We start from the raw sequence: 26,780 nt of genomic DNA, 5'->3' as shown, positions 1-26,780 counted from the left end.
GTCCTACTGCCGGAGTTTCTCGAAAGAGAACAAATAGAGTATTGGGCCTTTGTGCTCCTATCTTGGAGAGTTGTCCGAGTGGCCGAAGGAGCATGATTGGAAATCATGTAGGCGGGTATTCCTGTCTCAAGGGTTCGAATCCCTTACTCTCCGTAGCAACATTTTACTGGCCCGTTGGTCAAGCGGTTAAGACACCGCCCTTTCACGGCGGTAACACGGGTTCGAGTCCCGTACGGGTCATTTCAATTAATTTATGGAGGTTTAGCTCAGCTGGGAGAGCATCTGCCTTACAAGCAGAGGGTCAGCGGTTCGATCCCGTTAACCTCCATTCGGTTCCGTGGTGTAGGGGTTAACATGCCTGCCTGTCACGCAGGAGATCGCGGGTTCAAATCCCGTCGGGACCGCCATTTATTTAATTGATTACTTTAAACTATTATATATGGCGCGGTAGCTCAGTTGGTAGAGCAACGGATTGAAGCTCCGTGTGTCGGCAGTTCGATTCTGTCCCGCGCCACCATGGAGGAGTAGCGAAGTGGCTAAACGCGACGGACTGTAAATCCGTTCCTTAGGGTTCAGTGGTTCGAATCCACTCTCCTCCATTTGTTTCAGGGGCATAGTTTAAAGGTAGAACAGCGGTCTCCAAAACCGTTAGTGTGGGTTCAATTCCTGCTGCCCCTGTTCTTTTATTATGGCGATCGTGGCGAAGTGGTTAACGCACCGGATTGTGGCTCCGGCACTCGTGGGTTCGATTCCCATCGTTCGCCCTTGTATTTTTGGGGTATAGCCAAGCGGTAAGGCAAGGGACTTTGACTCCCTCATGCGTTGGTTCGAATCCAGCTACCCCAGTTTTTAGAAAAGTATCAAGAAACTTTCTTGAAAAATACTTGTTCTAAGAAAAAAACAATAGTATAATGGCGGTATAGCCAAGTGGTAAGGCAGAGGTCTGCAAAACCTTCATCACCGGTTCAAATCCGGTTACCGCCTTAGTACTAGAATATTTATTGACATGCCGGCGTGGCGGAATTGGCAGACGCGCTGGACTCAAAATCCAGTGCCCTCACGGGCGTGCCGGTTCGACCCCGGCCGCCGGTATAAAGAGCTAAGATGTTATTTCATCTTAGTTTTTTGTTTGAATTTAAATAGCACCATGGCGATCGTGGCGAAGTGGTTAACGCACCGGATTGTGGCTCCGGCACTCGTGGGTTCGATTCCCATCGTTCGCCCTAATTAGACTCAGCAAAAAATGCTGGGTCTTTTTTTTATACAAAACTATCGGCAGAAAATCATTTCTGATCTTCTGCCGATAGAGAAATCGTATGGATTAACTTTTGAAGTTGTACAATGGACGAATGATTTCTTTCACTTCCATCGTCTCAGGCAAATACCTCATTAGTTGTTTTTTTGATTTATATGCTTTAGGCGCTTCATCCAGTGTCTTTTTTGAGACGGAGGTTGTCCAGACGTGTCGCATCATATGCTGATAATTATCTAAACTGATTGATGCTCTGGCTTGCGAACGACTCATCATTCGACCTGCTCCGTGTGGCCCAGAGTAATTCCATTTCTCATTGCCTTTTCCGATACCAATAATCGAACCGTCCTTCATATTTAAAGGAACGATCATCTTCTCGTTTCTTCTAGCAGAAGCTGCCCCTTTGCGTAAAATCATATGCTTCAAATCGATATAATTATGCGGACTGTCAAAGCTTTCGATCACCGATTTTTCCCATTTCATTGCTTTTAAGATCGTTAAGGCCATATTTTGGCGATTAAAGGCGGCGTATTGTTGAGCGATTCTCATGTCTGATAAGTAGTTATCCAAATCTTGTTCTGAAACATAGGACAGCTCATAAGGGATTTTTAATAGTTCTCGTTGTTGAAGCAAACGTTCCTTTTCATCTGGATCTTTTGTACTTTTTGCTAGGAGCTTTATATCTTTCCGCTGCTGCGACAGTTTCTGATAGGCGATTTCCTGATGATACTCTGCGATTTCTTTTCCTAAGACGCGGCTACCGCTGTGAATGACTAGATAAAAACCATCACTACCTTCATTGACTTCGATAAAATGGTTGCCACCGCCTAATGTCCCTATACTCCGTAATGCTCGGCCTCGGTGGATTGGAGCTTGAACATTCTCCAAAGGGAAAGTGTACTGCGGTTTATTGTGAGAATGGTGCCCACTTGGAATCCGATTGCGAATGATCCGGTCCAGTTTATCAAAGTTTAGTTTAACACCTTTTTTAACCTTAGCCACATATACTCCACAACCTATGTCCACGCCGACAAGGTTAGGGACTACTTGATTGTTTACCGTCATGGTCGTGCCGATAACACAGCTTGATCCGCTGTGAGTGTCCGGCATGATCCGAATTTTTGCGTTTTTTGCAAATGATTGATTGCACAGCGTCGTGATTTGACCGACTGTACTCTCCGTTAAATTGTCTGCGTAAACAGTTGCTGTATTATATTTTCCTTTTATTGTTAACATTTCTATTCCTCTCTGTGAGGAATCGTCGAATTCCTCGTATTAATTTGTATCTGTCTCTAGTTTCATTTTCTTTCCACTCATAGGAAACACCTCCAGGAATTTGTTTGTATAAATTTAGTGTCATTGATCGCTTTAGAAAAATGATTGGCAGCTGTCTCCGCAGAAGGGAGAACATTTATGCGTCGATTCGCACGGGCTGCTGTTAAATTAGATAAAGCATCTTGTTCACAGCTTGAACTTAATAAACTGTGAAAAGCATTGCTCACAAAATAAAAACTGTCAATCATATGATTGACAGTTTAACAAATAGGCTTTATTTAAGAATCTAGAGAGCCAGCAGAAGAAGACTTTCTGATCAAATAAAACGAATGCTGCAGATCAATCAATTGTATTAGGTTTAGTTTTTTAGTCTTAATCATCGTACTCTCTCCCTTCTTTAAACTCTTTATCATCCTATCATCTCTATTGATGGACTGTCAAGGTTATTCAGCTGACTCTGTTTGACTGGTATCAGTACCTCAAATACCTGATCTTCTGGATACTCAGAAGTCGTTTCATCCTGCCACAGCAATTCCCAAATATCACCATTCAATTCCAAGTTATTTTTCTTCAGGTAATTTCTGAAGCGGTTGTTAAAGGTATTGATATGATGAATCTCATCTTTCATGAAGCCGGAGACATAAGTGCCTGCTGGCCGTTTGACAACACGCTGTTTATCATAAAGGTGTAGTCGGTCTTCTGGAATTTTTACTAAGGCACGGTAAGGAGCTGCGTGAAAGTTTTCTTGGTAGAAGGCAGAACCATCTACTAAGAAACCGATTGGATAGCCGCTAAACAGATCGCTGCTGTCTACCGAGGAATAGAAGCGACCGTAGATTTGCACTGAATCAATGTCGTCAAAGTTTTCTATCGTCTCGGAAATCACAAAGGACTCGGATTCACGAAAGGAGAGGGTGATCGATTCCAAATCGAAATTCTTCAACGTCGTATAACGTTCAATATAATTATCCAAAGAGCCACGGATAACATTCAGCTTCTTTATCTGCTCGTCAACCTTTTGCTTTTGCCGCATAAAACCTTCTAGTACATAATCCACATTTCGATTTTTCAAGAATAAATGGATATCTTCCAAGGAAACATCAAGATTTTTCAGCAGCAAAATGACATCTAACTCAAAATATTGATCAATCCCATAATAACGATAGCCGTTTTCACCAATTTTTGCTGGTTTAAATAGATCGATTTGATCATAATAGATCAATGTTCGCCGACTGACACCGGCGTATTTCGCCATCTCACTGATTGTCAGATACTTCTTCATAAAAAAGTTCACTCCTTGCTTGACTGTAACGTTGCGTTACAGTTTATCCTACCATAGGAAGAGGAGGTAAAAAAGATGAAACTATTCAAAATCTTTTTCAAAGAATATCAACGGATGTTCTTAGGCACCTTCATCTTAATGATTGTGCAAGCTGTTGGAACATTGATGATTCCTTACTATGTTGCTGAAATTATTGATGAAGGAATTGTCACTCAAGATCAAGGGGCGATTTGGCAAAACGGCATTTTCATGCTGGGAATAACTGTGCTAACGGGTGTTGTTTCGATTATTGCAAGCTATTATTCAGCGATTTTAGCTGGTCGTTTTGGGTATTTTTTACGGAAACAACTGGTTGATAAAACACAGCGCTTATCAATGGCTGATATGGATGAGTTTGGAACGGCCACATTACTTGCTCGGACGACTAGTGATATTATGAATATCCAGCAGATTATGATGATGGTTTTTCAAATGATCATTCCAGCACCATTGATCTGTTTGGCATCCATTGTTTTAACTGGAACGATTTCGTGGCAGTTTGTATGGATTCCGATTGCGTCGATCACACTATTTTCGGTCGTATCACTTTTAGTAATCAAAAAAGCTATTCCGTTGGCAGATGTGATGCAGCAGCGGATGGATAAAATGATGCAAATCCTGAGAGAGTTTTATACAGGTGTTCGAGTTATTCGTGCATTTAATAAGACAAGTTTTGAAAAGAAACGAACAGATGCCACATTTACCGATTATTCAGAGGTTATGATTCGAGTAAATAAGCTGTTCGCTGTGTTGAATCCGACTGTTAATCTGGTGATGGGCATAGGAATGACTGCCGTCCTAGCTTTTGGAGGTGTCATTGTGGCTCAAGGAGCTGTTCCGATTGGCAGTCTGACGGCAATCAGTGAGTACACTGTTTTGAGCTTGTGGTTTTTGACAATGGCTGCAATGGTAATTGTAATGATTCCCAAGGCGTGGGCCTCATTGGAACGAATTGGCGAAGTATTGAATAAGCAAGAAGAAATTGTTGATGGAGCAAAATCCTCCTTTGAGTGGAGAGAAGACAGACCGATCGCGGTTTTTGATCACGTTGATTTTGCTTACAGTGGTGCTGAAGAAGCCGTTTTATCGGATATCACTTTTGAAATTTCTAAAGGTGTGACCGCAATCGTCGGCGGTACCGGCTCCGGAAAAAGTACAATTGCTAAAGCATTGTTACGTCTAAGAGACACGACTAAGGGAGAGATTCGTTTCTTGGGCGAACCCATTCAAACTGTTACTCAGGAAGCCTTGAGAGAGCGAATTAGTTATGTTCCACAGAAAGCCTTCCTATTTAGCGGAACTGTGAAGGAAAACTTCCTTTTTGGTAACCCTCAGGCGACAGAGGAGGAGATGAAACAGGCGGCAAAAGCAGCTCAAGCCGAAGAATTCATTGCTCATCTAGCTGGTCAATACAATGCGTTTGTTGCACAAAAAGGCAATAATTTTTCTGGTGGTCAGAAACAGCGTTTGAGTATTGCTCGAGCATTGATCAAACCGGCAGAGCTATATTTTTTTGACGATAGTTTTTCAGCTTTGGACTATCAAACAGATGCTAAGCTGCGTAAAGCATTGAAGAGTAATCTTTCAGATGCAGCGATTGTGATCGTTGCCCAACGACTTTCGACAATCAAGGATGCGGATCAGATTATTGTCTTAGAAGAAGGTAAGATAGTCGGTAAAGGAACACATGAAGAATTGCTTCAAACCTGCAGTGTGTACCAAGAATTTGCTAAATCTCAAGGAATGGAGGGGAAAAAGCATGAGCATCAAGCAAGCTGATGGAAAAAAGATAGATACAGAAACGCCAAAAGAGTTTAAAAAGACCGGGATTCGGTTATTCAAGTTGCTGTTAGAGCAGAAAGGGCGCTTTGTCATCATTATTGCCTCAGCCGTGTGTTTTGCCACTTTGATGGCATTTACACCTCTAATTTTGGGATGGGGGCTGGATGAGATTATTCGATTGATCCAAACAGGTCAAGTAGCGCTAGAAAACTTATTTTCAGCTTTGCTGCGTCCGGTATTTCTGCTTTTTCTAGCATGGAGCGGTATTTCGCTGTTTTCGCTGTTGCAGGAGTACACAATGGCGAGTGTCGCTGAAACGTTGACTTTGCGTCTAAGAAAGACGGTGACCGAGAAGCTGAATCATTTGCCGATGAGGGAGTTTGATCACTATAAAACCGGTGACATTTTGACTAGAACCACGTTGGATTTAGACAAAGTCTCAGAAGTTCTGCAAGTCGGATTGATGCAAATGATTTCGGCGATTCTGTCGATCGTCATCGGTCTGGGGCTGATGGTCTATTTGAGTCCATTGTTAACGCTGGGAATCGTAGTCATTCTATTAATCAGTCTTCTTTTAACGAATCGTTTGGCACATAAAAATCAGGAGTATTTCTCTGAGAACCAGGAGGCTTTGGGAGCTGTAGGCACAAAGGCAGAGGAAAACTATTCGGGAAATCTTTTGATCAAGGCCTATAACCGACAAAAAGAAACAGCGGATGAGCTGGATAAATTGAATGAAGCGCAGTTTCAAGCCTTTAAAAAAGCGCAATTTGTCAGCTTTGCTATCAATCCTTTAATCCGATTGATCAATCAGCTAGGGTTTGTTACTAGCGCAGTTGTTGGCGGGATTATGGTGATTAATGGTCAACTGTCGATTGGCTTAGTTCAAGCTTACCTGCAATATGTAAACCAGGTTTCTGAACCAATAACTCAGGTTTCATACGTTATCAATAGTTTGCAAAGTGCTTTTGCGGCACTAGAACGAATCTTCGAGATTTTGGATCTTGAAGAGGAAACAGAAGAGATATTGAATGTTGCAGTTCCAGAAGATCTTCGTGGGGAAGTAGTCTTTAAACACGTAGCTTTCGGCTATACACCGGATCGTCTCTTGATGGAGGATGTTAATTTTAAAGTGAAGCCGAAACAAATGGTAGCCATCGTCGGACCAACCGGCGCCGGTAAGACAACGATGATTAACTTACTGATGCGTTTTTATGAAATGACAGGTGGTCAAATCGAGGTTGACGGAAAGAACATCAGTCACTTTTCACGTGCAGCGATACGACAAAAATTTGGGATAGTTTTACAGGATACCTGGCTGTTTGAAGGAACGGTGGCGGATAATATTGCTTATGGACGACCTGAAGCAAGCAGAAAGGAAATTATCCAAGCCGCTAAAGATGCTCAATGCCATCATTTTATCCGCACGCTGCCTGATGGCTATGACACAATCATCTCTTCAGATGGCAGTCAAATATCCCAAGGACAGCAACAGCTGTTGACAATAGCGAGAGCAATCTTAGCGAATCCGCAATTATTAATCTTAGATGAGGCAACTTCTAGTGTGGATACGAGAACAGAAGGGCTGATCCAGCAGGCAATGGATCAGCTGACAGCCGAGCGGACTAGCTTCGTGATTGCACACCGTCTATCGACGATCAAAAACGCTGATTTGATTCTGGTAATGAAAGACGGTTCGATTATCGAGCAGGGAAGTCATCGGAGCCTAATGAAAAAAGGCGACTTTTATGCAACGCTGTATAATAGCCAGTTTGCTGGATAAGACTAGATCAAAAAAATCCGCAAATGCTAACTTTGTATTGAATGAAGTTTCAAAAACTAAAGAGAAAGTCAAACGATCATATACTATCGTCATTGATAGGAAATAGGATCGTTTACTTTCATTTTGTTAAGTTTTTTTCAAAAAAACTTTCTGTTTATTAACTTTCTTCTTTTGCAATGATTAATCAAAAGTTTGTGATTGTTGAGCGGGTACGGATTAGTATTATGGACTTGTCTAACTTTGGTTATTCCGGTAGAGAAACCAAAAAAATACTAAATTAGAAAATATTCTGAAAATTCATTGACTTTTAATCTTATGAACTGTATAGTATAAAAAAATGATTAAGATATTATTAGAAAAATGAGGAGCCGATTTTTATGCGCAAGAGTAAATACAATAATTTTGATGGCATCGTCTTATTAATTATTGAGTCCAGGACTTAGAACGCGGGAAAGAAACAACCGTTAGTTTGAGTCCTATTTGCGTTAGAAATGGGATTCTTGCAAGAGCATCCCATTATTGATGGGATGCTCTTTTTTTGAAGGTAGGGAGATGTGACTATGAGAAGTGATCAGATTAAAAAAGGAATTGATGCAGCACCAGCTAGAAGCTTACTATATGCGACTGGCCAAGTAAAAAATATCCAGGATATGGAGAAGCCATTTATTGCTATTTGTAATTCTTATATCGATATTGTACCAGGGCACGTCCACCTACGAGAACTCGCAGATGTGGCAAAGGAAGCGATTCGCGAAGCTGGCGGTATCCCATTTGAGTTCAACACGATTGGTGTAGATGATGGGATCGCGATGGGGCACATCGGGATGCGCTATTCGTTGCCAAGTCGTGAATTGATCGCCGATGCAGCAGAAACAGTTATTAATGCTCACTGGTTTGACGGCGTGTTTTACATTCCCAACTGTGACAAAATTACACCGGGAATGATCATGGCTGCTGTGAGGACCAACGTCCCATCGATCTTCTGTTCAGGCGGACCGATGAAAGCTGGGATCGATCCGCGTGGTCATCAAACGACTCTTTCTTCAATGTTTGAAGCGGTCGGTGCTTTTAAAGAAGGACAGATGACAAAAGAAGACTTTCTATTTATGGAACAAAATGCTTGTCCAACCTGCGGTTCATGCGCAGGAATGTTTACGGCCAACTCTATGAATTGTTTATTGGAAATCTTAGGTTTGGCATTACCTGGCAATGGGACGATCTTAGCGGTTTCCGATGAGCGACGCGAGTTGGTTCGTGAATCAGCCAAGAAGCTGATGGAGCTAGTGAAAAAACAGATCAAGCCGCGTGATATCGTCACAAAAGAAGCTATTGATGATGCATTTGCTTTAGACATGGCAATGGGTGGCTCTACTAATACTGTTCTTCACACCTTAGCGATCGCCAATGAAGCGGAGATTGAGTACGATCAGTCAGATATCAATGAGATCGCCAAAAGAGTACCGTATCTCTCTAAAATTGCTCCTTCTTCTAGTTACTCCATGCACGATGTTCATGAAGCAGGCGGTGTACCGGCAATTATCAATGAATTGGTTTCCATTGATGGAGCGATTCATTCAGATCGTATCACTGTTACCGGCGAATCTTTACGTGACAGTGTAGCTTCAGCCAAAATCATGAACGAAGAAGTGATTCATCCGAAAAGCGCTCCTTACAGTCCTGTTGGCGGACTTTCGATTCTTTATGGAAACATTGCACCTGAAGGCAGTGTAATCAAGGTCGGCGGTGTTGATCCGAGTATCAAGGTCTTTAAAGGAAAGGCGATTTGTTTTGCTTCTCATGATGAGGCAGTAGAGGCAATTGACAATCATACGGTTACAAAGGGACATGTCGTTGTGATTCGCTATGAGGGACCAAAGGGAGGTCCCGGTATGCCGGAGATGTTGGCACCAACTTCCAGTATTGTGGGTCGCGGCTTAGGAAAAGATGTGGCGTTGATAACTGATGGACGCTTTTCTGGAGCTACCCGGGGAATCGCTGTTGGCCACATTTCACCAGAAGCAGCAGCTGGAGGGCCTATCGCATTAGTCAAAGATGGTGATGAAATCACGATCGATTTGACGAATCGGGCATTGAATGTCGATGTGTCAGCAGAAGAATTAGCAAAACGACAAGAAAACTTAGCGAAGTTCCAGCCAAAAGTGAAAAAAGGCTGGTTGGCACGTTACTCAGCAATGGTCACGTCGGCACATACCGGCGGTGTCATGAAATTACCTGAAGAATAGGAGGCATGGGGATGGAAGAGATGAAGCAAAAAATGGCGACTGAACATCTATACAGTGGCGCAGATTTGTTAATCAAGTGTTTGGAAAATCAAGGAGTTGAATTGATCTTTGGGTATCCCGGAGGTTCCGTCTTACCATTATATGACTCACTGTATGATGAATCTATTCCGAATATTCTCACACGCCATGAGCAAGGAGCCGTTCATGCGGCGGAGGGCTACGCGAAAGCAACCGGTAAGCCGGGAGTCGTGATTGTAACTAGCGGACCTGGGGCAACCAATGTCGTGACTGGTATTGCGGATGCAATGATCGATTCTGTTCCATTAGTCGTAATCACAGGTCAGGTAACGACTCCAGGAATTGGTAAGGATGCTTTTCAAGAGGCGGATATGTTAGGTATCACCGTACCGATCACTAAAAATAATTATCAGGTGCGGGATATAGAAGAGCTTCCACGTATCGTTAATGAAGCATTTCATATTGCAACAACAGGCAGAAAAGGACCAGTCCTAATCGATCTGCCAAAAGATATCACAACGTTGAAAGCCAATCCTAAAATCGATGAGCCTGTTCATTTGGAAAGCTATCAGCCTACAACGACACCATCGGTATTACAGGTCGAACGTTTGATGGGCTTATTGAAAAAAGCGAAAAAGCCGCTTCTTTTAGTAGGCGGCGGAGTTGTAGCGGCGAATGGGGCAGAGGAATTGCGTCAATTTGTTAACAAATATCAACTGCCGACCGTCAGTACATTATTAGGCTTAGGGTTACTGTCGCATGAAGACCCGAACTTTTTGGGAATGGGTGGGATGCATGGTACCTATGCCGCAAACATGGCGATGATGGAGGCCGATCTATTGATCAATATCGGTAGTCGCTTTGACGACCGTTTGGCTTGTTCTCCTGAAGCCTTCGCCCCGCATGCCAAAGTTGCGCATATTGATGTTGATCCAGTTGAAATTGGTAAAATTATTAAAACGGATGTGCCAATCGTTGGTGATGCCAAGATTGCTTTGCAGCAAATGCTGTCGATTGAGATCGATGCTCCGAATTGTGAAGAATGGCGTGGACTTTGTGATGAACGTAAGCAGAAATACCCATTGAAGTATGAGCGCCATGAAGAGATCATCAAGCCGCAAGAAGTGATAGAGATTGTAGGGCGAATCACGAAAGGGCAGTCCTATGTCGTAACAGATGTTGGTCAGCATCAAATGTGGGTAGCACAATACTACCCATTCCAATTTCCTAAGCAGCTGATTACCAGCGGTGGTCTAGGAACAATGGGATATGGAATACCCGCTGGAGTCGGCGTGAAGTTCGGCAAAAGAGATGAATCAGTTGTTGTATTCGTTGGAGATGGCGGATTCCAAATGACCAATCAAGAATTGGCGATTTTGAATCAACACAATTTGGATATCAAGTTTGTTTTGCTGAACAATCAATCGCTAGGAATGGTTCGCCAATGGCAGGAGAAATTTTTCAATGAACGACGGTCTCAATCGGTTTTCCATGAACAGCCAGACTTTATGAAAATGGCCGAAGCTTATGGAATCGGCAGTAAGAAAATCTCTGCTGCTGGGAGTTTGGAAAAAGAATTGCAGGAGGCTTTTGCTGAGCCAGGTCCAATGCTGATAGAAGTCATGATCTGCAACAAAGAACATGTACTACCAATGATTCCGGCTGGAATGCCGAATGATCAGATGTTGGGGGTGGATTAAATGAGACGGATGATTACAGCGATGGTCCATGATCAGGCGGGGGTACTCAGTCGGATTACGAGTGTCCTGAACCGGCGGCAAGTAAATATGGACAGCGTTTCAGTCGGCCGTACCGAAAGAGACGGCGAATCACGGATGACGATCATTATTCAAGCAGAAACTTTGGCTGACGTTGAACAAGTCACCAAGCAGTTAAATAAACAAATCGACGTGGTGAAGGTTTCCGATGTGACCGATGAGCCTCATTTGGAAAGAGAACTGGCACTTGTTAAAGTAAGTGCACCAGCGGCGATCCGCTCAGAGATTCAAGCGATGATCGATCCGTTTCGTGCAGATGTAGTAGATGTAGGACTAAAAACGATCGTGGTTCAGGTTGCCGGATCAACAGAAAAGGTTAATGCTTGTATCGATGTGCTTCGTCCTTATGGGATCAAACAATTAGCACGAACAGGCGTGACCGGATTTAGCAGAGGTTAAACGCGAAATCTATTTTTGGGTTTTGCTATTAATATAGTTTAAAAAATTGGAGGAAAAATTATGGTTAAAGTTTATTATGATGATGCAGTAGCGAAGGATGCTTTAGAAGGAAAAACAATTGCAGTGGTGGGCTATGGGTCACAAGGGCACGCTCATGCACAAAATCTTAGAGATACAGGACACCAAGTTGTGATCGGTATCCGAGAAGGAAAATCCGCTGAGGCTGCTCGCGAAGACGGCTTTGATGTGTTGCCGGTAGACGAAGCAACTAAGAAAGCTGAAGTAGTCATGATTTTAGCTCCAGATGAAATCCAAGGTGCTCTCTATGAGAATGAAATTGCACCAAACTTAAAAGACGGCGATGCATTAGTGTTCGCACATGGCTTCAATATCCATTTTGACGTAATCAACCCGCCGAAAAATGTAGACGTATTTTTAGTTGCTCCTAAGGGTCCCGGTCATTTAGTTCGCCGTACCTTTACTGAGGGCTTCGCGGTACCTGCTTTATTTGCCGTTTATCAAGACGCAACAGGAACTGCTCAGGATTTAGCGTTGTCTTACGCTAAAGGAATTGGTGCTACACGAGTAGGTGTCTTGGAAACAACCTTTAAAGAGGAAACAGAAACAGATTTATTCGGTGAACAAGCGGTACTTTGCGGCGGCTTGACTAGTATGATCGAGGCAGGCTTTGAAACATTAGTTGAAGCGGGTTACCAACCCGAATTAGCTTATTTTGAGGTTTGTCATGAAATGAAATTAATCGTTGACTTGATTTATGAGGGTGGTTTCGCGAAAATGCGTAACTCGATCTCTAATACAGCTGAATACGGCGACTATGTTTCTGGTCCTCGCGTAATCACTGAAACAGCGAAAGCCGGTATGAAAGAAGTTTTAACTGATATTCAAAACGGCAAGTTTGCTAAAGGGTTCATTGATGATAACAAAAATGGCTTCCCTGAATTCAAGAAGATGCGCGCTGAAAGTGCGGGACATCAAATTGAAGAAGTGGGTGGCGAATTAAGAAAAATGATGCCATTTGTAAGTCGTAAAGATTAGTGGGGGTGCTGCGATGGAATTGATCAAGGATACCGAGGTTCGCAGTGCATATCAGTTACTGAAAAATTCTGTAAATCATACACCGTTGCAATATGATCGCTATTTATCTGAAAAGTATCAGGCGACCATTTTACTAAAAAGAGAAGACCTGCAGAAGGTGCGTTCATTTAAATTACGCGGAGCCTACTATGCCATCAAGAAGCTCTCAGAAGCAGAATTGAAAAAGGGTGTGGTTTGTGCGAGTGCAGGAAATCATGCACAGGGAGTTGCTTATACTTGCCATGAATTAAAAGCAAAGGCAGCGATCTTCATGCCGACGACTACACCGCAGCAAAAAGTTTCTCAAGTAAAATTCTTCGGTGGTGAATTTGCAGATATTCATTTGGTCGGCGATACCTTTGATGCTTCTGCTGCTGCCGCAAGGAAATACTGTGAAGAAAACGGCATGAGCTTCATTGATCCTTTCAACGATAAAAATATCATCGCTGGACAAGGAACATTGGCATTGGAAATGATGACTGATGCAGAAAGTGAAGGCTACAAACCTGATTATGTCATTTCAGCAATCGGCGGAGGCGGCTTGATCAGCGGAGTATCCTCCTACGTTAAAAATACCTCACCAACCACTAAAGTGATTGGTGTCGAACCCAAAGGAGCAGCTTCGATGCAAGCGGCCTTTGAGGAGGAACAGCCGATCAAATTAGCCGAGATCGATAAATTCGTTGATGGGGCAGCCGTCCAACGTGTGGGGGAAATCACCTACTCTCATAGTAAAAAGTATGTCGATGAATTGATGTCAGTAGACGAAGGCTTGATTTGCTCAACAATTTTGGATTTATACGGTAAACAAGCAATCGTAGTTGAACCTGCTGGTGCATTGAGTGTTGCTGCCCTAGATTTAATGAAAGAAAAGATCAAAGGGAAAACCGTCATTTGTATCATCAGTGGTGGAAATAATGATATTAATCGAATGGCAGAGATTGAAGAGCGTTCATTGATTTATGAAGGCTTGAAGCACTATTTTGTAGTAAACTTTCCTCAACGGCCAGGAGCTCTGAAAGAATTTGTATCAGAGGTACTAGGTGAAGGTGATGACATTACTCGCTTTGAATATACTAAGAAGAGCAATCGCGGAACCGGACCCGTAGTGATTGGTGTACTGTTGAAAAAACCTGAAACTTTACCAGAATTATTGAAACGCTTGAAGACGTTTGATTCAACGTATATTGAGTTGAGTCAAAACAAAACGCTGTACAATTTATTAGTTTAAAAAGCAGGACCTGCAAGAAGTTGGCGACTTTAACTTCTGCAGGTCCTGTTTTTTAGAGGGTCAATTGGTGATCGGAATTGAAGTAGTTCTTATAAGCAAAGTAGCCGCCAATGATGGAGCCGAGACTAGTAGCTGACAGCAGCATAAAGGTCACCATAATCTGATATTTGATGGCATGTACCGGATCAAGTCCGGCAAATATCAGCCCTGACATCATTCCAGGCAGACTGACTAGTCCAACCGTTTTTGCCGAATCGATTGTCGGCTGCATGGCGGTCTTGATACTTTGCTGCAGAATCGGTTTAGAAGCCAGCTTGATTGAAGCTCCTAATGCCAATTTTTCCAGTACTTGCTGTCTCAGATCGTGAAATTGTGTATTCAAGGCTCTATAGCATAAACCGATCGCTACCATAGAATTACTTGCTATCATACCTGTAATAGGAACGATTTGAGAAGGAATGAACTTGATTGCGCCAGAAAAAATCAATAGGCCCAGAGTAACATACGTGCTGATAAAAATAGCCGCTAATGAGGGAATATACTTTTTATGAAGACTAGGATTTCGCTTATGCGCGTTCCAAGCAGCGTTGAAAACAATAAACAGACTCATGGCGATCGTTAAAAAATTATTATCCACTTGAAAAATATACTTCAGTAAGTAGCCTACGATCACTAATTGTATGATCGCTCGGATAATACTAAGAAAAATATCCTTCGATAAGTGAAGCTTTTCTTTAGCACTTATCAGAACAGCAATCAGAACTAGCGCAAAGGCGAGAACTAATGAAAGATCGTTTACAGCTAATTGATTCATTATTTCAATTTCCCTCCTTGAACGAACAGCAGCTTCTTCGCAGCCTTGATTTCAGATTCATCATGAGTCACTTGTAAAATAGTACAGCCGTTTTGATGAATGCTGTCGATCAATCGATGAATAATTGTTTTTGTCTGTTCATCTAATCCAGAGGTCACTTCATCCAACAACAAAATTTCTGGCAGGAACAAGATATTTCTTATTAATGCAACCCGCTGACGCTCACCTCCAGAAAGCTCATTGATTTTTTTGGGTAAGTAGCTTTTTGGAAGATCGACCATTTGAAGATGCTCCAGCATTTGTTCCTGATTTGGAGTAGTTTGTCGAATCAGATAAGGAAATTCTAAATTGTCCTGGACAGTCTCGCCAAATAATGACGGCTGCTGAAAACAATAAGAGACTTGTTGACGAAATTCAGTGTAATCATATGAATGTTGATTTTTCCCGCGAAAAAGAATCTCTCCGCTGGACGGAGACAGCAGCGATGCAATCATTCGAAGCAAAGTGCTTTTACCGCCACCAGACGGTCCGGTAATTGTCAAAAAAGTTCCCTGTTCAACAGACAAGGTAATCTGATCCAAAATCAAACGTTCTTCCGCTTGGTAACTAACACTATTTAATTCTAATAAAGCCATGTTAATTATTATCCTTTCTATAGTCATAAGGCACGATGACAAAAAGCTCAGGCAGATCATTTATCACCAGCTGCTTCAAACCCAATTTAGGATAAAGAATAAATTGGCTGTCTTTTTTGTACCGATCAAAGAAATAATCCTGTATTTGTTGTTCGTTCCATTGTCTGGCTGGAAAATGCCAATAGTGATCCTTCTCTTTGACAAAAACAAACCCAACACTCCACGCTTTGCTTATTTCCGCTGGTACTTGAGCTAGTTGTTTTTGAAAACTGTTCATTTAATCTTCTCCTTCATTATTTAGTTCTAACAAGAGTGGGAATATCATGGAATCCTCACTATTATTAAACCAATAATCCTTCTCTCTGTACACTCTTTCGTCTATACATAAACAATAATCAGTCATGATCAGCTTTCGAATCAATCTCCTTTATTCAAAGTAGAAACAAATTATTTGGAGTTTGACCAATTCTGATGTATTATGATCTCGGATAGTTACTTACAAAAAGTAAAAGTGTAAATCTTTTTCATTTAGCCCAAAATGTTTTACACTGTATCCGTAAGAATTTTTACACTTTTTAGGAGGTTTGTTTATTATGGCAAAAGAACATTACGATAGAAGTAAACCACACGTTAACATTGGTACCATTGGTCACGTCGACCACGGGAAAACAACATTAACGGCAGCGATCACAACGGTATTAGGCAAGAAAGGTCTAGCAAACCCTCAAGACTATGCTAGTATCGATGCTGCACCAGAAGAACGAGAACGCGGAATTACTATTAACACCGCTCACGTTGAGTATGAAACAGAAAAACGTCACTATGCACATATCGATGCTCCAGGACACGCGGACTATGTAAAGAATATGATTACCGGTGCCGCTCAAATGGATGGTGCGATCCTAGTAGTTTCAGCTACTGACGGACCAATGCCTCAAACACGTGAACATATTTTACTATCACGTCAAGTAGGTGTTAAATATTTGATCGTTTTCTTGAATAAAGTCGACTTAGTTGATGATGAAGAATTGATTGATCTAGTTGAGATGGAAGTACGTGAGCTGCTTTCTGAATATGGTTTCCCAGGCGATGATATTCCAGTTCTTAAAGGTTCTGCCTTGAAAGCTTTAGAAGGTGATCCTGAACAAGAACAAGTGATTATGGACTTGATGGATACTGTAGACGAATATATCCCAACACCAGAACGCGACACAGACAAACCATTCTTGTTACCAGTGGAAGATGTCTTCTCAATCACAGGACGCGGGACTGTTGCTTCAGGCCGTATTGACCGTGGTGAAGTCAAGGTTGGCGATGAAATTGAAATTATCGGGATCAAACCTGAAGTTCAAAAAGCAGTGGTAACTGGACTTGAAATGTTCCGTAAAACATTGGATTATGGTGAAGCCGGCGATAACGTTGGGGTCTTATTACGAGGCATCACACGTGATGAAATCGAACGTGGACAAGTATTAGCTAAACCAGGTTCAATCACACCACATACAAAATTCAGTGCAGAAGTTTATGTATTGACGAAAGAAGAAGGCGGACGTCATACTCCGTTCTTTAACAACTATCGTCCTCAATTCTACTTCCGTACAACAGACGTTACTGGTAACATCGTATTGCCAGAAGGTACTGAAATGGTAATGCCTGGCGATAACGTAACGATCGATGTTGAATTGATCCACCCAATCGCTGTAGAAAAGGGAACAACATTCTCTATTCGTGAAGGCGGACGTACTGTCGGTTCAGGTATCGTAACCGAAATCGAAGCATAATAGAATTTACTAAGCACGCAGCTATTCAACGCTGTGTGCTTTTTTTGTGTTATGGAGATACTGGACTTCGGGTTATCTTGCAACTGTGTTATTTGATTGCTATGATAATTTAAAAGGGTCAAAAGGAGCAGCTATGGAGAAAGTTTTTGTCAGTCCTATGACGTATCGTCAGGGAAAAAATGTTTTATGGAATCATTTAGAGGATATTTTAGCTTTTGGTGCAAAGGGATTATTGGTAACTGATTCATTTGTGTACCAAATGGTCGGAAAGCAATTGATCGAAGAGCTGACTATTCGAGGCGGCCAAATTAGCACATGGCTAGTGGAGAACGAGAGAGGTACAAACAGTTTTAATTATGTTATTGCTTTGGGCGGTGGAAGAGCGATCGATTTGGGAAAAGCGTTGGCATTTGAATCGAACAGCAGCTGTATCGTTGTTCCAACATCTGCTTCAACAGATGCGCCAACTTCACGGATTTCGGTGAAATACCAAGATGGTTACTTTGAAAAGTATGATTACTATGCTCAAAGTCCTGATTTAGTTTTAGTTGATACGGCGATTTTAATCAACAGTCCAGTCCATTTTCTAACTGCCGGAATCGCTGACGGATTGTCTACGTCAATAGAAGCGAGAACAGTGCGAGAAAATTCCGGAGTGAACACACTTGGAGCACTGCCCACCTTGGCAGCAGAAGCCATAGCAGAAAAATGTCGTGAAGTTTTGTTGGAGTATGCAGAAGCAGCAGTGGAGGCAAACAAGAAACATGAAATTACGCCGGCATTTGAAGCGGTTGTTGAGGCAAACACACTATTAAGCGGGATTGGGTTTGAATCGGGCGGTTTGAGTATTGCTCATGCACTGCACAATGCGATGATTAGCCTATGGGGTAGAGAAGTGAAGGGGAGTCACGGACAAATCATCGCTCTGACGACTTTACAGCATCTTCATATAGAAGGGCGAGAAGAGGAACTGACTCAGTATCGAAGGCTATTTGAGAATTTAGATTTGCCGACTACTTATGAGGATTTATCGATCTTCCCATCTGCGGAAGAACTGAAAAAAGTGACTGATTTGGCCTTTTCTCCAGAGGATGGAATAATCCGCAGTCAATCACCAGTGACCAAAGAAGAAGTTTATCAAGCTTTATTAGTTTTTAGAAAAAACCGTGAAATCTAAAATGATTTCACGGCTTTTTGTGTTTATGGATTAAATATTCAATACTTTATTCAAGAAGTCTTGCGTTCTTGGATTATGAGGATTATTGAAAACTTGTTCTGGTGTGCCGTCCTCAAGAATTTTACCACCGTCGGTAAAGATCACACGGTCAGCTACTTCCTTAGCGAATCCCATTTCGTGAGTAACGATTACCATTGTCATTCCTTGCAGCGCTAAATCTTTCATAACCTTTAATACATCTCCAACCATTTCCGGGTCAAGAGCAGAGGTTGGTTCGTCGAAAAGCATGACATCAGGGTTCATTGCTAATGCACGAGCGATTGCGACACGCTGTTTTTGGCCGCCAGAAAGACTATCTGGATAATCATTTTTCTTTTCAGCTAAGCCGACCTGTGTTAACAACTCCACTCCACGCTTATTAGCCGATTCTTTTGATTCGCCTTTTAAATCAAGCGGAGCCAAAGTAATATTTTCCAAAACAGTCAAGTGCGGGAACAAGTTGAAATGCTGAAATACCATTCCAATATGCTGACGCACCAAATTGATGTCTGTATGCTTATCGGTCAGATCCTGACCATCGATAATGATTTCGCCCGAAGTAGGTTCTTCTAAGTGATTCATACAGCGCAAGAAGGTACTTTTACCTGAACCAGATGGTCCGATAATACAAACTACTTCACCTTCACTGATGGTGATATTCAAGTCATTCAATACGGTGTTTTCACCGAATTTCTTTACTAAATGGTTTACGACAATTTTTTTATCTATTCTATTTTCCATCTATTTCACCTTCTTATCTAAACGGTTTGCTAACTTAGTCAAGATCGTGATCAAGATCAAGTACATGATCGCGATGATCAAGTATACGTAAGAGCTTTGAGTTGTACGAGCGACGATGATTTTACCTGTTTGGAGTAATTCCACGACACCGATAGCAGAGATGATCGTCGTATCTTTCAAGCTGATAACGAATTGGTTAATGAAAGAAGGGATCATGATCTTCACAGCCTGCGGCAAAATAATTTTCTGCATCGTGCGATTGTATGAAAGACCTAAACTACGAGAGGCTTCCATTTGACCAACTGGCACAGCATTGATACCGCCGCGGACGATTTCAGCAATATAGGCACTTGCATTTAAAGTCAAAGTAATGATTCCTGCGGCAAAATCGGGAATCTTAATTCCGGTAATCCCTGGTAAGCCAAAGAAAATGAAGAAGGCTAATACCATCATTGGAATACCCCGGATAATATCAATGTAGACACCTGCTAAAGTCCGTAATCCACGAACTGGAGAAACTCGGAATAATCCGAAAATGACACCTAGGACTAAGGCAAGAGCAAATGAGACTAAGGCTAGAACGATGGTTTTCCATAAACCGTCTAGTAATGATTTATAGTTGTTTTTCAATAGACCGGTAATCGTGGATTCATCAATAGCATCTTTCTTTTCTTCTTTATCAGACCCGATGTACTTATTGACGATCTCATCATATTCACCAGTACGTTTCATTTCTTTCAAGCCTTCGGTGAACATTTCTCTAAGCTCCGCATTTTGCCCTTTTTTCACTGCGAAACCATACTCGCCACCAACTTCACGTTTAATCGGTGTTTTTAAATCTTGTCCCTGATTGACCGCATAACCGATAACAGGGTAGTCATCCATCATAGCGTCAATTGAGCCAACCTTCAACGCATCGTATAGCTGATCAGCTGCATCAAAGCTCTTGATGGTGTAATCATATTCCTTTTTATGAGCTTCTAGAAAATCAGCACTTTCAGTACCGACTTTAGCTCCGACAGTTTTTCCTTTTAAATCTTTATAGGATTTGATATCCTTATTGTCTTTGGCCACAGCTAACTGAATCCCGCTTTGGAAGTAAGGATCAGAAAAGTCATAATTGGCCTTTCGTTCATCTGTGATTGTCATACCAGCGATCATACCTTCTGCCTGCCCAGATTCTAATGCCTGCATCGCTGAAGAGAAGCCGATAAATTTAATATCTAATTTAAACCCTTGAAGTTCGGCTGCACGCTTTAATAAGTCAACGTCGATCCCTTTGTATTTTCCATCACTGTCTTTGTATTCAAATGGAGCGAATGCAGAGTCACTAGCAACGACATAAACATCTTTTTTCGGTTCGATTTTTTTCATTTCATCAGAGACTTCTTTGTTGCCTGAACCAGTAGAAATGTATTTGCTGACGATTTTATCGTAGCTTCCGTCTTTCTTTAAAGCTTTCAACCCTTTGTTGAATTTTTCTAGCAACTCTTTGTTTTCGCCTTTTTTTACAGCGAAGCCATAAGAGCTGCCTTTTTCTGGATCACCGACTAACTTGAAGGGTTGACCGTTTGTTACAGCATACCCAAGAACCGGATAGTCATCAAAAATCGCTTCAACATTTCCGTTAGTCAAAGCATTATACATAGCATCGGCAGCTTCATATTGCTTGATTTCGTAACCGTACTTATCTTTGTTCTTATCTAAGAATGTAGCACTTTCGGTACCGATTTTGGCAGCAACCGTCTTTCCTTTCAGATCCTTGTAACCTTTGATGTTTTTGTTGTCATTTTTAACGGCCATCTGGATGCCACTATCAAAATACGGTTCTGAAAAATCAAATGTTTTTTTACGTTCATCTGTAATGCTCATACCAGCGATCATGCCATCCAGCTGATCTGATTGAACTCCTTGGATTGAACTGTCAAAGCCTAAAGGACGTAAATCCACTTTGAAGTTCTGGTCCTTTGCAATTTGGTTAAGTAAATCCACGTCGATCCCTATGTATTCGCCATCGGAGTTTTGGAATTCGAAAGGAGCAAAAGTTAGGTCCGTTCCAATTTTATATGTTTTTTCCGCGGCGTCTGTTTTGTTAGCAAAGCCTAGTGTGAAAATACTTGCCATAAAGAAAACGACGAATGGAATTAATTTGTTTTTTCTCATAATAATCCTCCTAATTACTTATCGTTTGTTTATTATATGTTAGTTTAAGGATAAAATACAAGAGGCTTCATTGGAGGATAGAAAAAAAGCAAAAAATTTATAACATGAGATGTAACAAAATGTAACATGGACGTTTTTAAGAACTTCTTACGACAAGAATAAAAAATGGCGAAAATATGTTCGGTATGCTATAATTTTGGAATGGAAAATCTTTGTTCATTTAATATAAAAAGGGGGATTTTTGTATGATTGAAAGAGTAACGGACAACACGTTCGACCTTCATTCAAAATATCAGCCTGCTGGCGATCAGCCTGAGGCCATTGAACAGCTCGCCGAAGGAATCGTCGATGGAAAAAAAGCACAAATACTTTTAGGTGCCACCGGTACAGGGAAAACTTATACGATTTCCAATGTCATCAAAGAGGTTAATAAACCAACGTTGATTATTGCCCATAATAAGACATTAGCAGGACAATTATACGGTGAGTTTAAGGAATTCTTTCCTAACAATGCGGTGGAGTATTTTGTCAGCTATTACGATTATTATCAACCCGAGGCTTATGTTCCTTCTAGCGATACGTATATCGAAAAAGATTCGAGCATCAATGATGAGATTGACAAACTGCGTCACTCGGCGACAAGTGCTCTGCTGGAGAGAAATGATGTAATTGTCGTAGCATCGGTCTCTTGCATCTTTGGTCTGGGTTCGCCGAAAGAATATTTGGAGCAGGTCGTCTCACTGCGTGTGGGAATGGAGATGGATCGAAATCAACTGCTGCGAAACCTGATCGATATTCAATTTGAACGAAACGATATTGATTTTCAACGTGGTCGTTTTCGCGTTCGTGGTGATGTAGTGGAGATATTCCCTGCTTCACGAGACGAACGTGCTTTACGCGTGGAATTTTTTGGAGATGAGATTGAGCGGATACGTGAGGTAGACGCTTTGACGGGAGAAATCACAGGAGAAACAGAACACGTAGCTATTTTCCCTGCGACTCACTTTTTAACAAATGAAGAACATATGGAAGTAGCCATCAGCAACATTCAAAAAGAACTTGCTGATCGATTGGAAGTTTTAAGAAACGATAATAAGTTACTAGAAGCTCAGCGTTTGGAGCAACGGACGAATTATGATATTGAAATGCTGCGAGAAATGGGTTATACCTCGGGTATTGAAAACTATTCACGACATATGGATGGTCGGAAAGAAGGAGAACCACCTTATACGCTGATTGATTTTTTCCCAGAAGACTTTTTACTTGTTGTTGACGAATCACATGTAACGATGCCTCAGGTACGCGGAATGTATAATGGCGACCGTGCACGTAAGCAGATGCTGGTAGATTATGGTTTTCGTTTGCCGTCAGCATTAGATAATCGGCCTTTACAGTTAAAGGAGTTTGAAGAACGCGTTAATCAAATCGTATACGTTTCAGCGACTCCAGGGCCTTATGAGCACGAAGAAACAGATACAGTGGTTGAGCAGATTATCCGTCCAACTGGTTTATTAGATCCGGTTATTGAAGTGCGTCCAATAATGGGACAAATCGATGACTTGGTAGGAGAAATTAACGAACGTTCTGAACGGAATGAACGGGTATTTGTCACCACTTTAACGAAGAAAATGTCAGAGGACTTAACAGATTACTTCAAAGAACTTGGGATTAAAGTCAAGTATCTGCACAGTGATATCAAAACGCTTGAACGTACTGAAATTATACGTGATCTGCGTTTGGGCAAGTTTGATGTACTTGTTGGGATCAATTTGCTGCGAGAAGGTCTGGATGTACCGGAAGTTTCATTAGTGGCGATCTTGGATGCAGACAAGGAAGGCTTCCTGCGAAGCGAACGTTCTTTGGTCCAAACCATTGGACGTGCCGCTCGTAACTCGGAAGGTAGAGTGATTATGTATGCTGACAAAGTCACGGATTCAATGCAACGAGCAATGGATGAAACCTCACGTCGACGTAGCATTCAGCAGCAATATAATGAAGAACATGGCATTGAGCCTAAAACAATTATTAAAGAGATTCGTGATTTGATTGCGATTAGTAAAGTTGCAGAAGCGGTTGAAACTTACGATACAACTTCCTATGAAGAGCTAACGAAATCAGAACGCAAAGAACTCATTGCGAAGCTTGAAGATGAAATGCGTGAAGCCGCTAAGACGCTAGATTTCGAAACTGCAGCAACCTTGCGTGATACGATATTAGAATTAAAAGCAGCAGAATAAATCAAAATATTTAATAAGATGTCAATTCCACTTTTACCAGTTCTCGTCATTTGGAGAAAAGACGACATGCTGCTCAAGATAACTGATAGAAAAGTTTAGTGGAATGATCTACGGATGAAGATAACACTCATTTTTCGTTTTTTTTAGAAAAATGAATACGACAAAGTTGAAATAGGAGATATAAATGGCGAATGATAAGATAGTAATTCATGGAGCACGCGCTCACAATTTGAAAAACGTTGATGTTACGATTCCTCGTGACAAAATGGTGGTTGTTACTGGTTTATCTGGTTCAGGGAAAAGCTCGTTGGCTTTTGATACGCTCTATGCAGAAGGACAACGACGCTATGTGGAAAGCCTATCTGCATACGCAAGGCAATTTCTGGGGCAAATGGACAAACCAGATGTAGATAGCATTGATGGCTTGAGTCCGGCAATCTCAATTGATCAAAAAACGACAAGTAAGAATCCTCGATCGACAGTAGGGACTGTAACTGAGATCAATGATTACTTGCGTCTGTTATACGCACGCGTTGGTCATCCAATCTGTCCTAATGACCATATCGAGATCACGTCTCAATCGGTTGAGCAAATGGTCGATAAAGTTTTGGAATTACCAGAACGGACTAAAATACAAATCTTAGCGCCAGTAGTTGCTAAGAAAAAAGGGCAGCATAAAAAGGTTTTTGAAATGATTCAGCGTGAGGGCTATGTCCGCATGCGTGTTGACGGCGAAATGTACGATGTGACAGAAGCGCCTGAATTGACAAAAAATAAAAAACACGACATCGAAATTATTGTTGACCGAATTGTCGTGAAAGAGGGAATCCGCTCACGTTTATTTGATTCTTTTGAAGCTGCATTGCGTTTAGCGGAAGGCTACGCGATCGTTGATGTGATTGGTGAAAAAGAAATGTTGTTCAGTGAGCATTATGCGTGTCCTTATTGCGGTTTCACAGTTGGAGAACTAGAGCCTCGACTATTTTCATTCAACGCTCCATTTGGTGCCTGCCCAGATTGTGACGGGTTAGGCGTGAAATTGGAAGTGGACATGGATTTAGTGATTCCAGATCAAAGCAAGACGCTGAGAGAAGGAGCATTAGTCCCTTGGAACCCAATCAGTTCACAATATTATCCTCAAATGTTGGAGCAAGCTTGTATAAGTTTTGGGATTGACATGGACACAGCCTTTGAAGAATTACCAAAAGAACATCAGGATATTATCTTAAATGGTTCAAATGGTGATAATTTCCATTTCCACTACGAAAATGATTTTGGCGGTGTTCGTGATGTGGAAGTTCCTTTTGAAGGAATTATCAACAATATTAATCGGCGTTATGCAGAAACGAATAGTGATTTCACTCGAGATCAAATGCGTTTATATATGACAGAATTAACTTGTCAAACATGCCATGGCTACCGTTTAAATCCACAGGCATTATCAGTTCAGATTAATGATGTGAATATTGGGCAAGTGAGTGAAGATTCAATTAATAGCGCCTTGGAATTCTTTGAAACAGTGGCTTTAAGTGAGCAGGAAAAAGTCATTGCTAAGCCGATTTTGAAGGAAATCAAGGATCGATTAAGCTTTTTGCGAAATGTTGGCTTGGATTATCTGACTTTAAGTCGCGCTTCAGGCACCTTATCTGGTGGTGAGGCACAGCGAATTCGTCTGGCAACTCAAATTGGTTCAAATTTATCTGGAGTTCTTTACATTTTAGATGAACCTTCGATTGGTTTACATCAACGAGATAATGATCGTTTGATTGAATCCTTGAAGCGCATGCGCGATTTAGGGAACACGTTGATTGTAGTAGAACATGATGAGGATACAATGCGTGCAGCAGATTATCTAATTGATGTTGGGCCTGGCGCGGGCGATCAAGGAGGCGAGATCGTCGCGGCAGGAACTCCTAAACAGGTTGAGAAGAATCCAAAATCCTTAACAGGTCAGTATTTATCAGGAAAGCGAGAAATAGCGGTTCCTAAAGAACGCCGTAAAGGAAACGGAAAGAAAATCAAGGTTACTGGTGCTGTTGAAAATAATTTGAAGAGTATTGATGCAGAATTTCCATTAGGAAAATTCGTGGCAGTCACAGGTGTTTCAGGTTCTGGTAAATCAACATTGGTAAATCAAATTCTAAAAAAAGCCTTGGCACAAAAATTAAATCGCAACTCAAATAAACCTGGTAAGTTCAAAAAAATTACTGGTTACAATAATATTGAAAAATTAGTCGATATTGATCAAAGTCCAATTGGCCGTACACCGCGAAGCAACCCTGCAACCTATACGAGTGTTTTTGATGATATTCGTGATTTATTTGCACAGACGAATGAAGCAAAAATTCGTGGATATAAAAAAGGCCGATTCAGCTTCAACGTCAAAGGTGGACGCTGTGAAGCTTGTCGGGGCGATGGGATCATTAAAATAGAGATGCATTTCTTGCCTGATGTGTATGTGCCATGTGAAGTTTGTCATGGCAAACGTTACAATTCTGAAACATTGGAAGTCCATTATAAAGGAAAGAACATTGCTGATATTTTGGAAATGACGGTGGAAGATGCTGTTGAGTTCTTCAAACACATCCCTAAAATACATCGTAAACTGCAAACGATCGTAGATGTCGGTTTGGGATACGTTACAATGGGACAACCAGCAACAACTCTTTCTGGCGGTGAAGCGCAGCGGATGAAGCTTGCTAGTGAACTGCATAAGAATTCTAACGGCAAGAATTTTTATATTTTAGACGAGCCTACAACCGGATTACACACAGACGACATTGCTCGCTTATTGAAAGTACTTGAGCGTTTTGTTGATGCTGGAAATACTGTTCTAGTTATTGAGCATAATTTAGACGTTATCAAGTCTGCCGATTATGTCATTGATCTTGGTCCGGAAGGCGGAGATGGCGGTGGAACTATTTTAGCGACAGGTACGCCAGAAGAAATCGCTGATGTAACGGAAAGTTATACGGGTCATTATTTAAAACGTGTCCTAAAAAAATAAGTAATGACT

The 26,780-nt window shown here is 41.6% G+C and carries 18 protein-coding genes and 12 tRNA genes; 23 read left to right on the top strand and 7 right to left on the bottom strand.

Translation table 11 applies throughout. The annotated features are described in order from the left end of the window. Positions 1–64: 64 nt before the first annotated feature. The 12 genes from JZO85_RS22245 to JZO85_RS22190 all read left to right on the top strand — a co-directional run bounded on the left by JZO85_RS22245 (position 65) and on the right by JZO85_RS22190 (position 1,223). Positions 65–153 (top strand) — tRNA-Ser (locus JZO85_RS22245). A 15-nt stretch (positions 154–168) separates the two neighbouring features. Beyond that, positions 169–240: transfer RNA gene (locus JZO85_RS22240), tRNA-Glu, on the top strand. A 15-nt stretch (positions 241–255) separates the two neighbouring features. Next, positions 256–328 (top strand) — tRNA-Val (locus JZO85_RS22235). 3 nt (positions 329–331) lie between these two features. After that, positions 332–407 (top strand) — tRNA-Asp (locus tag JZO85_RS22230). 34 nt (positions 408–441) lie between these two features. Next, positions 442–517: transfer RNA gene (locus JZO85_RS22225), tRNA-Phe, on the top strand. 1 nt (position 518) lies between these two features. Then, positions 519–599, top strand: a tRNA-Tyr gene (locus JZO85_RS22220). Positions 600–607: 8 nt separating this feature from the next. Beyond that, positions 608–678: transfer RNA gene (locus JZO85_RS22215), tRNA-Trp, on the top strand. A gap of 13 nt (positions 679–691) precedes the next feature. Beyond that, positions 692–764 (top strand) — tRNA-His (locus tag JZO85_RS22210). A 10-nt stretch (positions 765–774) separates the two neighbouring features. Further along, positions 775–846, top strand: a tRNA-Gln gene (locus tag JZO85_RS22205). A gap of 67 nt (positions 847–913) precedes the next feature. Beyond that, a tRNA-Cys gene (locus tag JZO85_RS22200) sits at positions 914–984 on the top strand. Positions 985–1,008: 24 nt separating this feature from the next. Beyond that, a tRNA-Leu gene (locus tag JZO85_RS22195) sits at positions 1,009–1,092 on the top strand. A 58-nt stretch (positions 1,093–1,150) separates the two neighbouring features. Continuing rightward, positions 1,151–1,223, top strand: a tRNA-His gene (locus JZO85_RS22190). A gap of 98 nt (positions 1,224–1,321) precedes the next feature. Here the strand turns inward: JZO85_RS22190 and JZO85_RS22185 are convergent. Together JZO85_RS22185 and JZO85_RS22180 are read right to left on the bottom strand one after the other, a co-directional pair. Beyond that, positions 1,322–2,488 carry an RtcB family protein gene (locus JZO85_RS22185; RefSeq protein WP_207110706.1) on the bottom strand — a complete coding sequence of 389 codons (1,167 nt, stop codon included), beginning with the start codon at positions 2,486–2,488 and terminating at the stop codon, positions 1,322–1,324. A 448-nt stretch (positions 2,489–2,936) separates the two neighbouring features. Further along, positions 2,937–3,809 (bottom strand): MerR family DNA-binding transcriptional regulator, encoded by an 873-nt coding sequence (locus tag JZO85_RS22180; RefSeq protein ID WP_207110705.1) that lies wholly within the window; start codon positions 3,807–3,809, stop codon positions 2,937–2,939. 75 nt (positions 3,810–3,884) lie between these two features. On the opposite strand from JZO85_RS22180, the gene JZO85_RS22175 reads away from it, so the two are divergent. The 7 genes from JZO85_RS22175 to ilvA all read left to right on the top strand — a co-directional run bounded on the left by JZO85_RS22175 (position 3,885) and on the right by ilvA (position 14,177). After that, the gene (locus tag JZO85_RS22175; RefSeq protein WP_207110704.1) at positions 3,885–5,627 is read left to right on the top strand and encodes an ABC transporter ATP-binding protein; all 1,743 of its coding nucleotides are present in this window, start codon (positions 3,885–3,887) and stop codon (positions 5,625–5,627) included. Next, positions 5,608–7,413 (top strand): ABC transporter ATP-binding protein, encoded by a 1,806-nt coding sequence (locus JZO85_RS22170; protein ID WP_207110703.1) that lies wholly within the window; start codon positions 5,608–5,610, stop codon positions 7,411–7,413. The genes JZO85_RS22175 and JZO85_RS22170 overlap by 20 nt, the downstream gene beginning before the upstream one ends. A gap of 560 nt (positions 7,414–7,973) precedes the next feature. Beyond that, positions 7,974–9,656, top strand: a complete 1,683-nt coding sequence (ilvD, locus tag JZO85_RS22165; protein ID WP_207110702.1) for a dihydroxy-acid dehydratase — start codon at positions 7,974–7,976, stop codon at positions 9,654–9,656. 11 nt (positions 9,657–9,667) lie between these two features. After that, positions 9,668–11,374: a biosynthetic-type acetolactate synthase large subunit gene (ilvB, locus tag JZO85_RS22160; RefSeq protein ID WP_207110701.1), complete on the top strand. Its 1,707-nt coding sequence runs from the start codon at positions 9,668–9,670 to the stop codon at positions 11,372–11,374. Further along, positions 11,375–11,851 carry an acetolactate synthase small subunit gene (ilvN, locus tag JZO85_RS22155; RefSeq protein WP_207110700.1) on the top strand — a complete coding sequence of 159 codons (477 nt, stop codon included), beginning with the start codon at positions 11,375–11,377 and terminating at the stop codon, positions 11,849–11,851. A 60-nt stretch (positions 11,852–11,911) separates the two neighbouring features. After that, a complete protein-coding gene (gene ilvC, locus JZO85_RS22150; RefSeq protein ID WP_207110699.1) occupies positions 11,912–12,907 on the top strand; it encodes a ketol-acid reductoisomerase in 996 nt (331 codons plus the stop codon). Between the two features lie 13 nt (positions 12,908–12,920). Further along, on the top strand, positions 12,921–14,177 hold the full coding sequence (ilvA, locus tag JZO85_RS22145; RefSeq protein WP_207110698.1) for a threonine ammonia-lyase IlvA: 1,257 nt from the start codon (positions 12,921–12,923) through the stop codon (positions 14,175–14,177). A gap of 52 nt (positions 14,178–14,229) precedes the next feature. Here the strand turns inward: ilvA and JZO85_RS22140 are convergent, their stop codons facing one another. Genes JZO85_RS22140 through JZO85_RS22130 form a run of 3 tightly spaced genes read right to left on the bottom strand, consistent with a single transcriptional unit; the run spans position 14,230 to position 15,903 of the window. After that, positions 14,230–14,991, bottom strand: coding sequence for an ABC transporter permease (locus JZO85_RS22140; protein WP_207110697.1), 762 nt, complete (start codon positions 14,989–14,991; stop codon positions 14,230–14,232). After that, positions 14,991–15,626, bottom strand: coding sequence for an ABC transporter ATP-binding protein (locus JZO85_RS22135; protein WP_207110696.1), 636 nt, complete (start codon positions 15,624–15,626; stop codon positions 14,991–14,993). The genes JZO85_RS22140 and JZO85_RS22135 overlap by 1 nt, the downstream gene beginning before the upstream one ends. Position 15,627: 1 nt before the next feature. Next, positions 15,628–15,903 carry a hypothetical protein gene (locus JZO85_RS22130; RefSeq protein WP_207110695.1) on the bottom strand — a complete coding sequence of 92 codons (276 nt, stop codon included), beginning with the start codon at positions 15,901–15,903 and terminating at the stop codon, positions 15,628–15,630. A 316-nt stretch (positions 15,904–16,219) separates the two neighbouring features. Here JZO85_RS22130 and tuf point away from each other — a divergent pair, with 316 nt between their 5' ends. Both tuf and JZO85_RS22120 read left to right on the top strand, forming a co-directional pair. After that, the gene (tuf, locus tag JZO85_RS22125; protein ID WP_088935902.1) at positions 16,220–17,407 is read left to right on the top strand and encodes an elongation factor Tu; all 1,188 of its coding nucleotides are present in this window, start codon (positions 16,220–16,222) and stop codon (positions 17,405–17,407) included. 133 nt (positions 17,408–17,540) lie between these two features. Beyond that, entirely contained in the window at positions 17,541–18,584 is a 1,044-nt protein-coding gene (locus JZO85_RS22120; RefSeq protein WP_207110694.1) for a glycerol dehydrogenase, read from the top strand. A gap of 30 nt (positions 18,585–18,614) precedes the next feature. Here the strand turns inward: JZO85_RS22120 and JZO85_RS22115 are convergent, their stop codons facing one another. Continuing rightward, entirely contained in the window at positions 18,615–19,352 is a 738-nt protein-coding gene (locus JZO85_RS22115; protein ID WP_207110708.1) for an ATP-binding cassette domain-containing protein, read from the bottom strand. Positions 19,353–19,364: 12 nt separating this feature from the next. Then, positions 19,365–21,527 (bottom strand): amino acid ABC transporter substrate-binding protein/permease, encoded by a 2,163-nt coding sequence (locus tag JZO85_RS22110; RefSeq protein WP_207110693.1) that lies wholly within the window; start codon positions 21,525–21,527, stop codon positions 19,365–19,367. A gap of 245 nt (positions 21,528–21,772) precedes the next feature. Between JZO85_RS22110 and uvrB the strand changes: the two genes are divergently transcribed. Both uvrB and uvrA read left to right on the top strand, forming a co-directional pair. Beyond that, entirely contained in the window at positions 21,773–23,764 is a 1,992-nt protein-coding gene (gene uvrB / locus JZO85_RS22105) for an excinuclease ABC subunit UvrB (protein ID WP_207110692.1), read from the top strand. A gap of 184 nt (positions 23,765–23,948) precedes the next feature. After that, on the top strand, positions 23,949–26,771 hold the full coding sequence (uvrA, locus tag JZO85_RS22100; protein ID WP_207110691.1) for an excinuclease ABC subunit UvrA: 2,823 nt from the start codon (positions 23,949–23,951) through the stop codon (positions 26,769–26,771). The last annotated feature ends 9 nt before the right edge of the window (positions 26,772–26,780 follow it).

It is taken from the genome of Candidatus Enterococcus murrayae, from assembly GCF_017315985.1.
In the GTDB taxonomy this organism is placed as follows: Bacteria; Bacillota; Bacilli; order Lactobacillales; family Enterococcaceae; genus Enterococcus_A; species Enterococcus_A murrayae.
The sequence above is the reverse complement of the archived record's forward strand: the minus strand, read 5'-3'. Positions and strand labels throughout refer to the sequence as shown.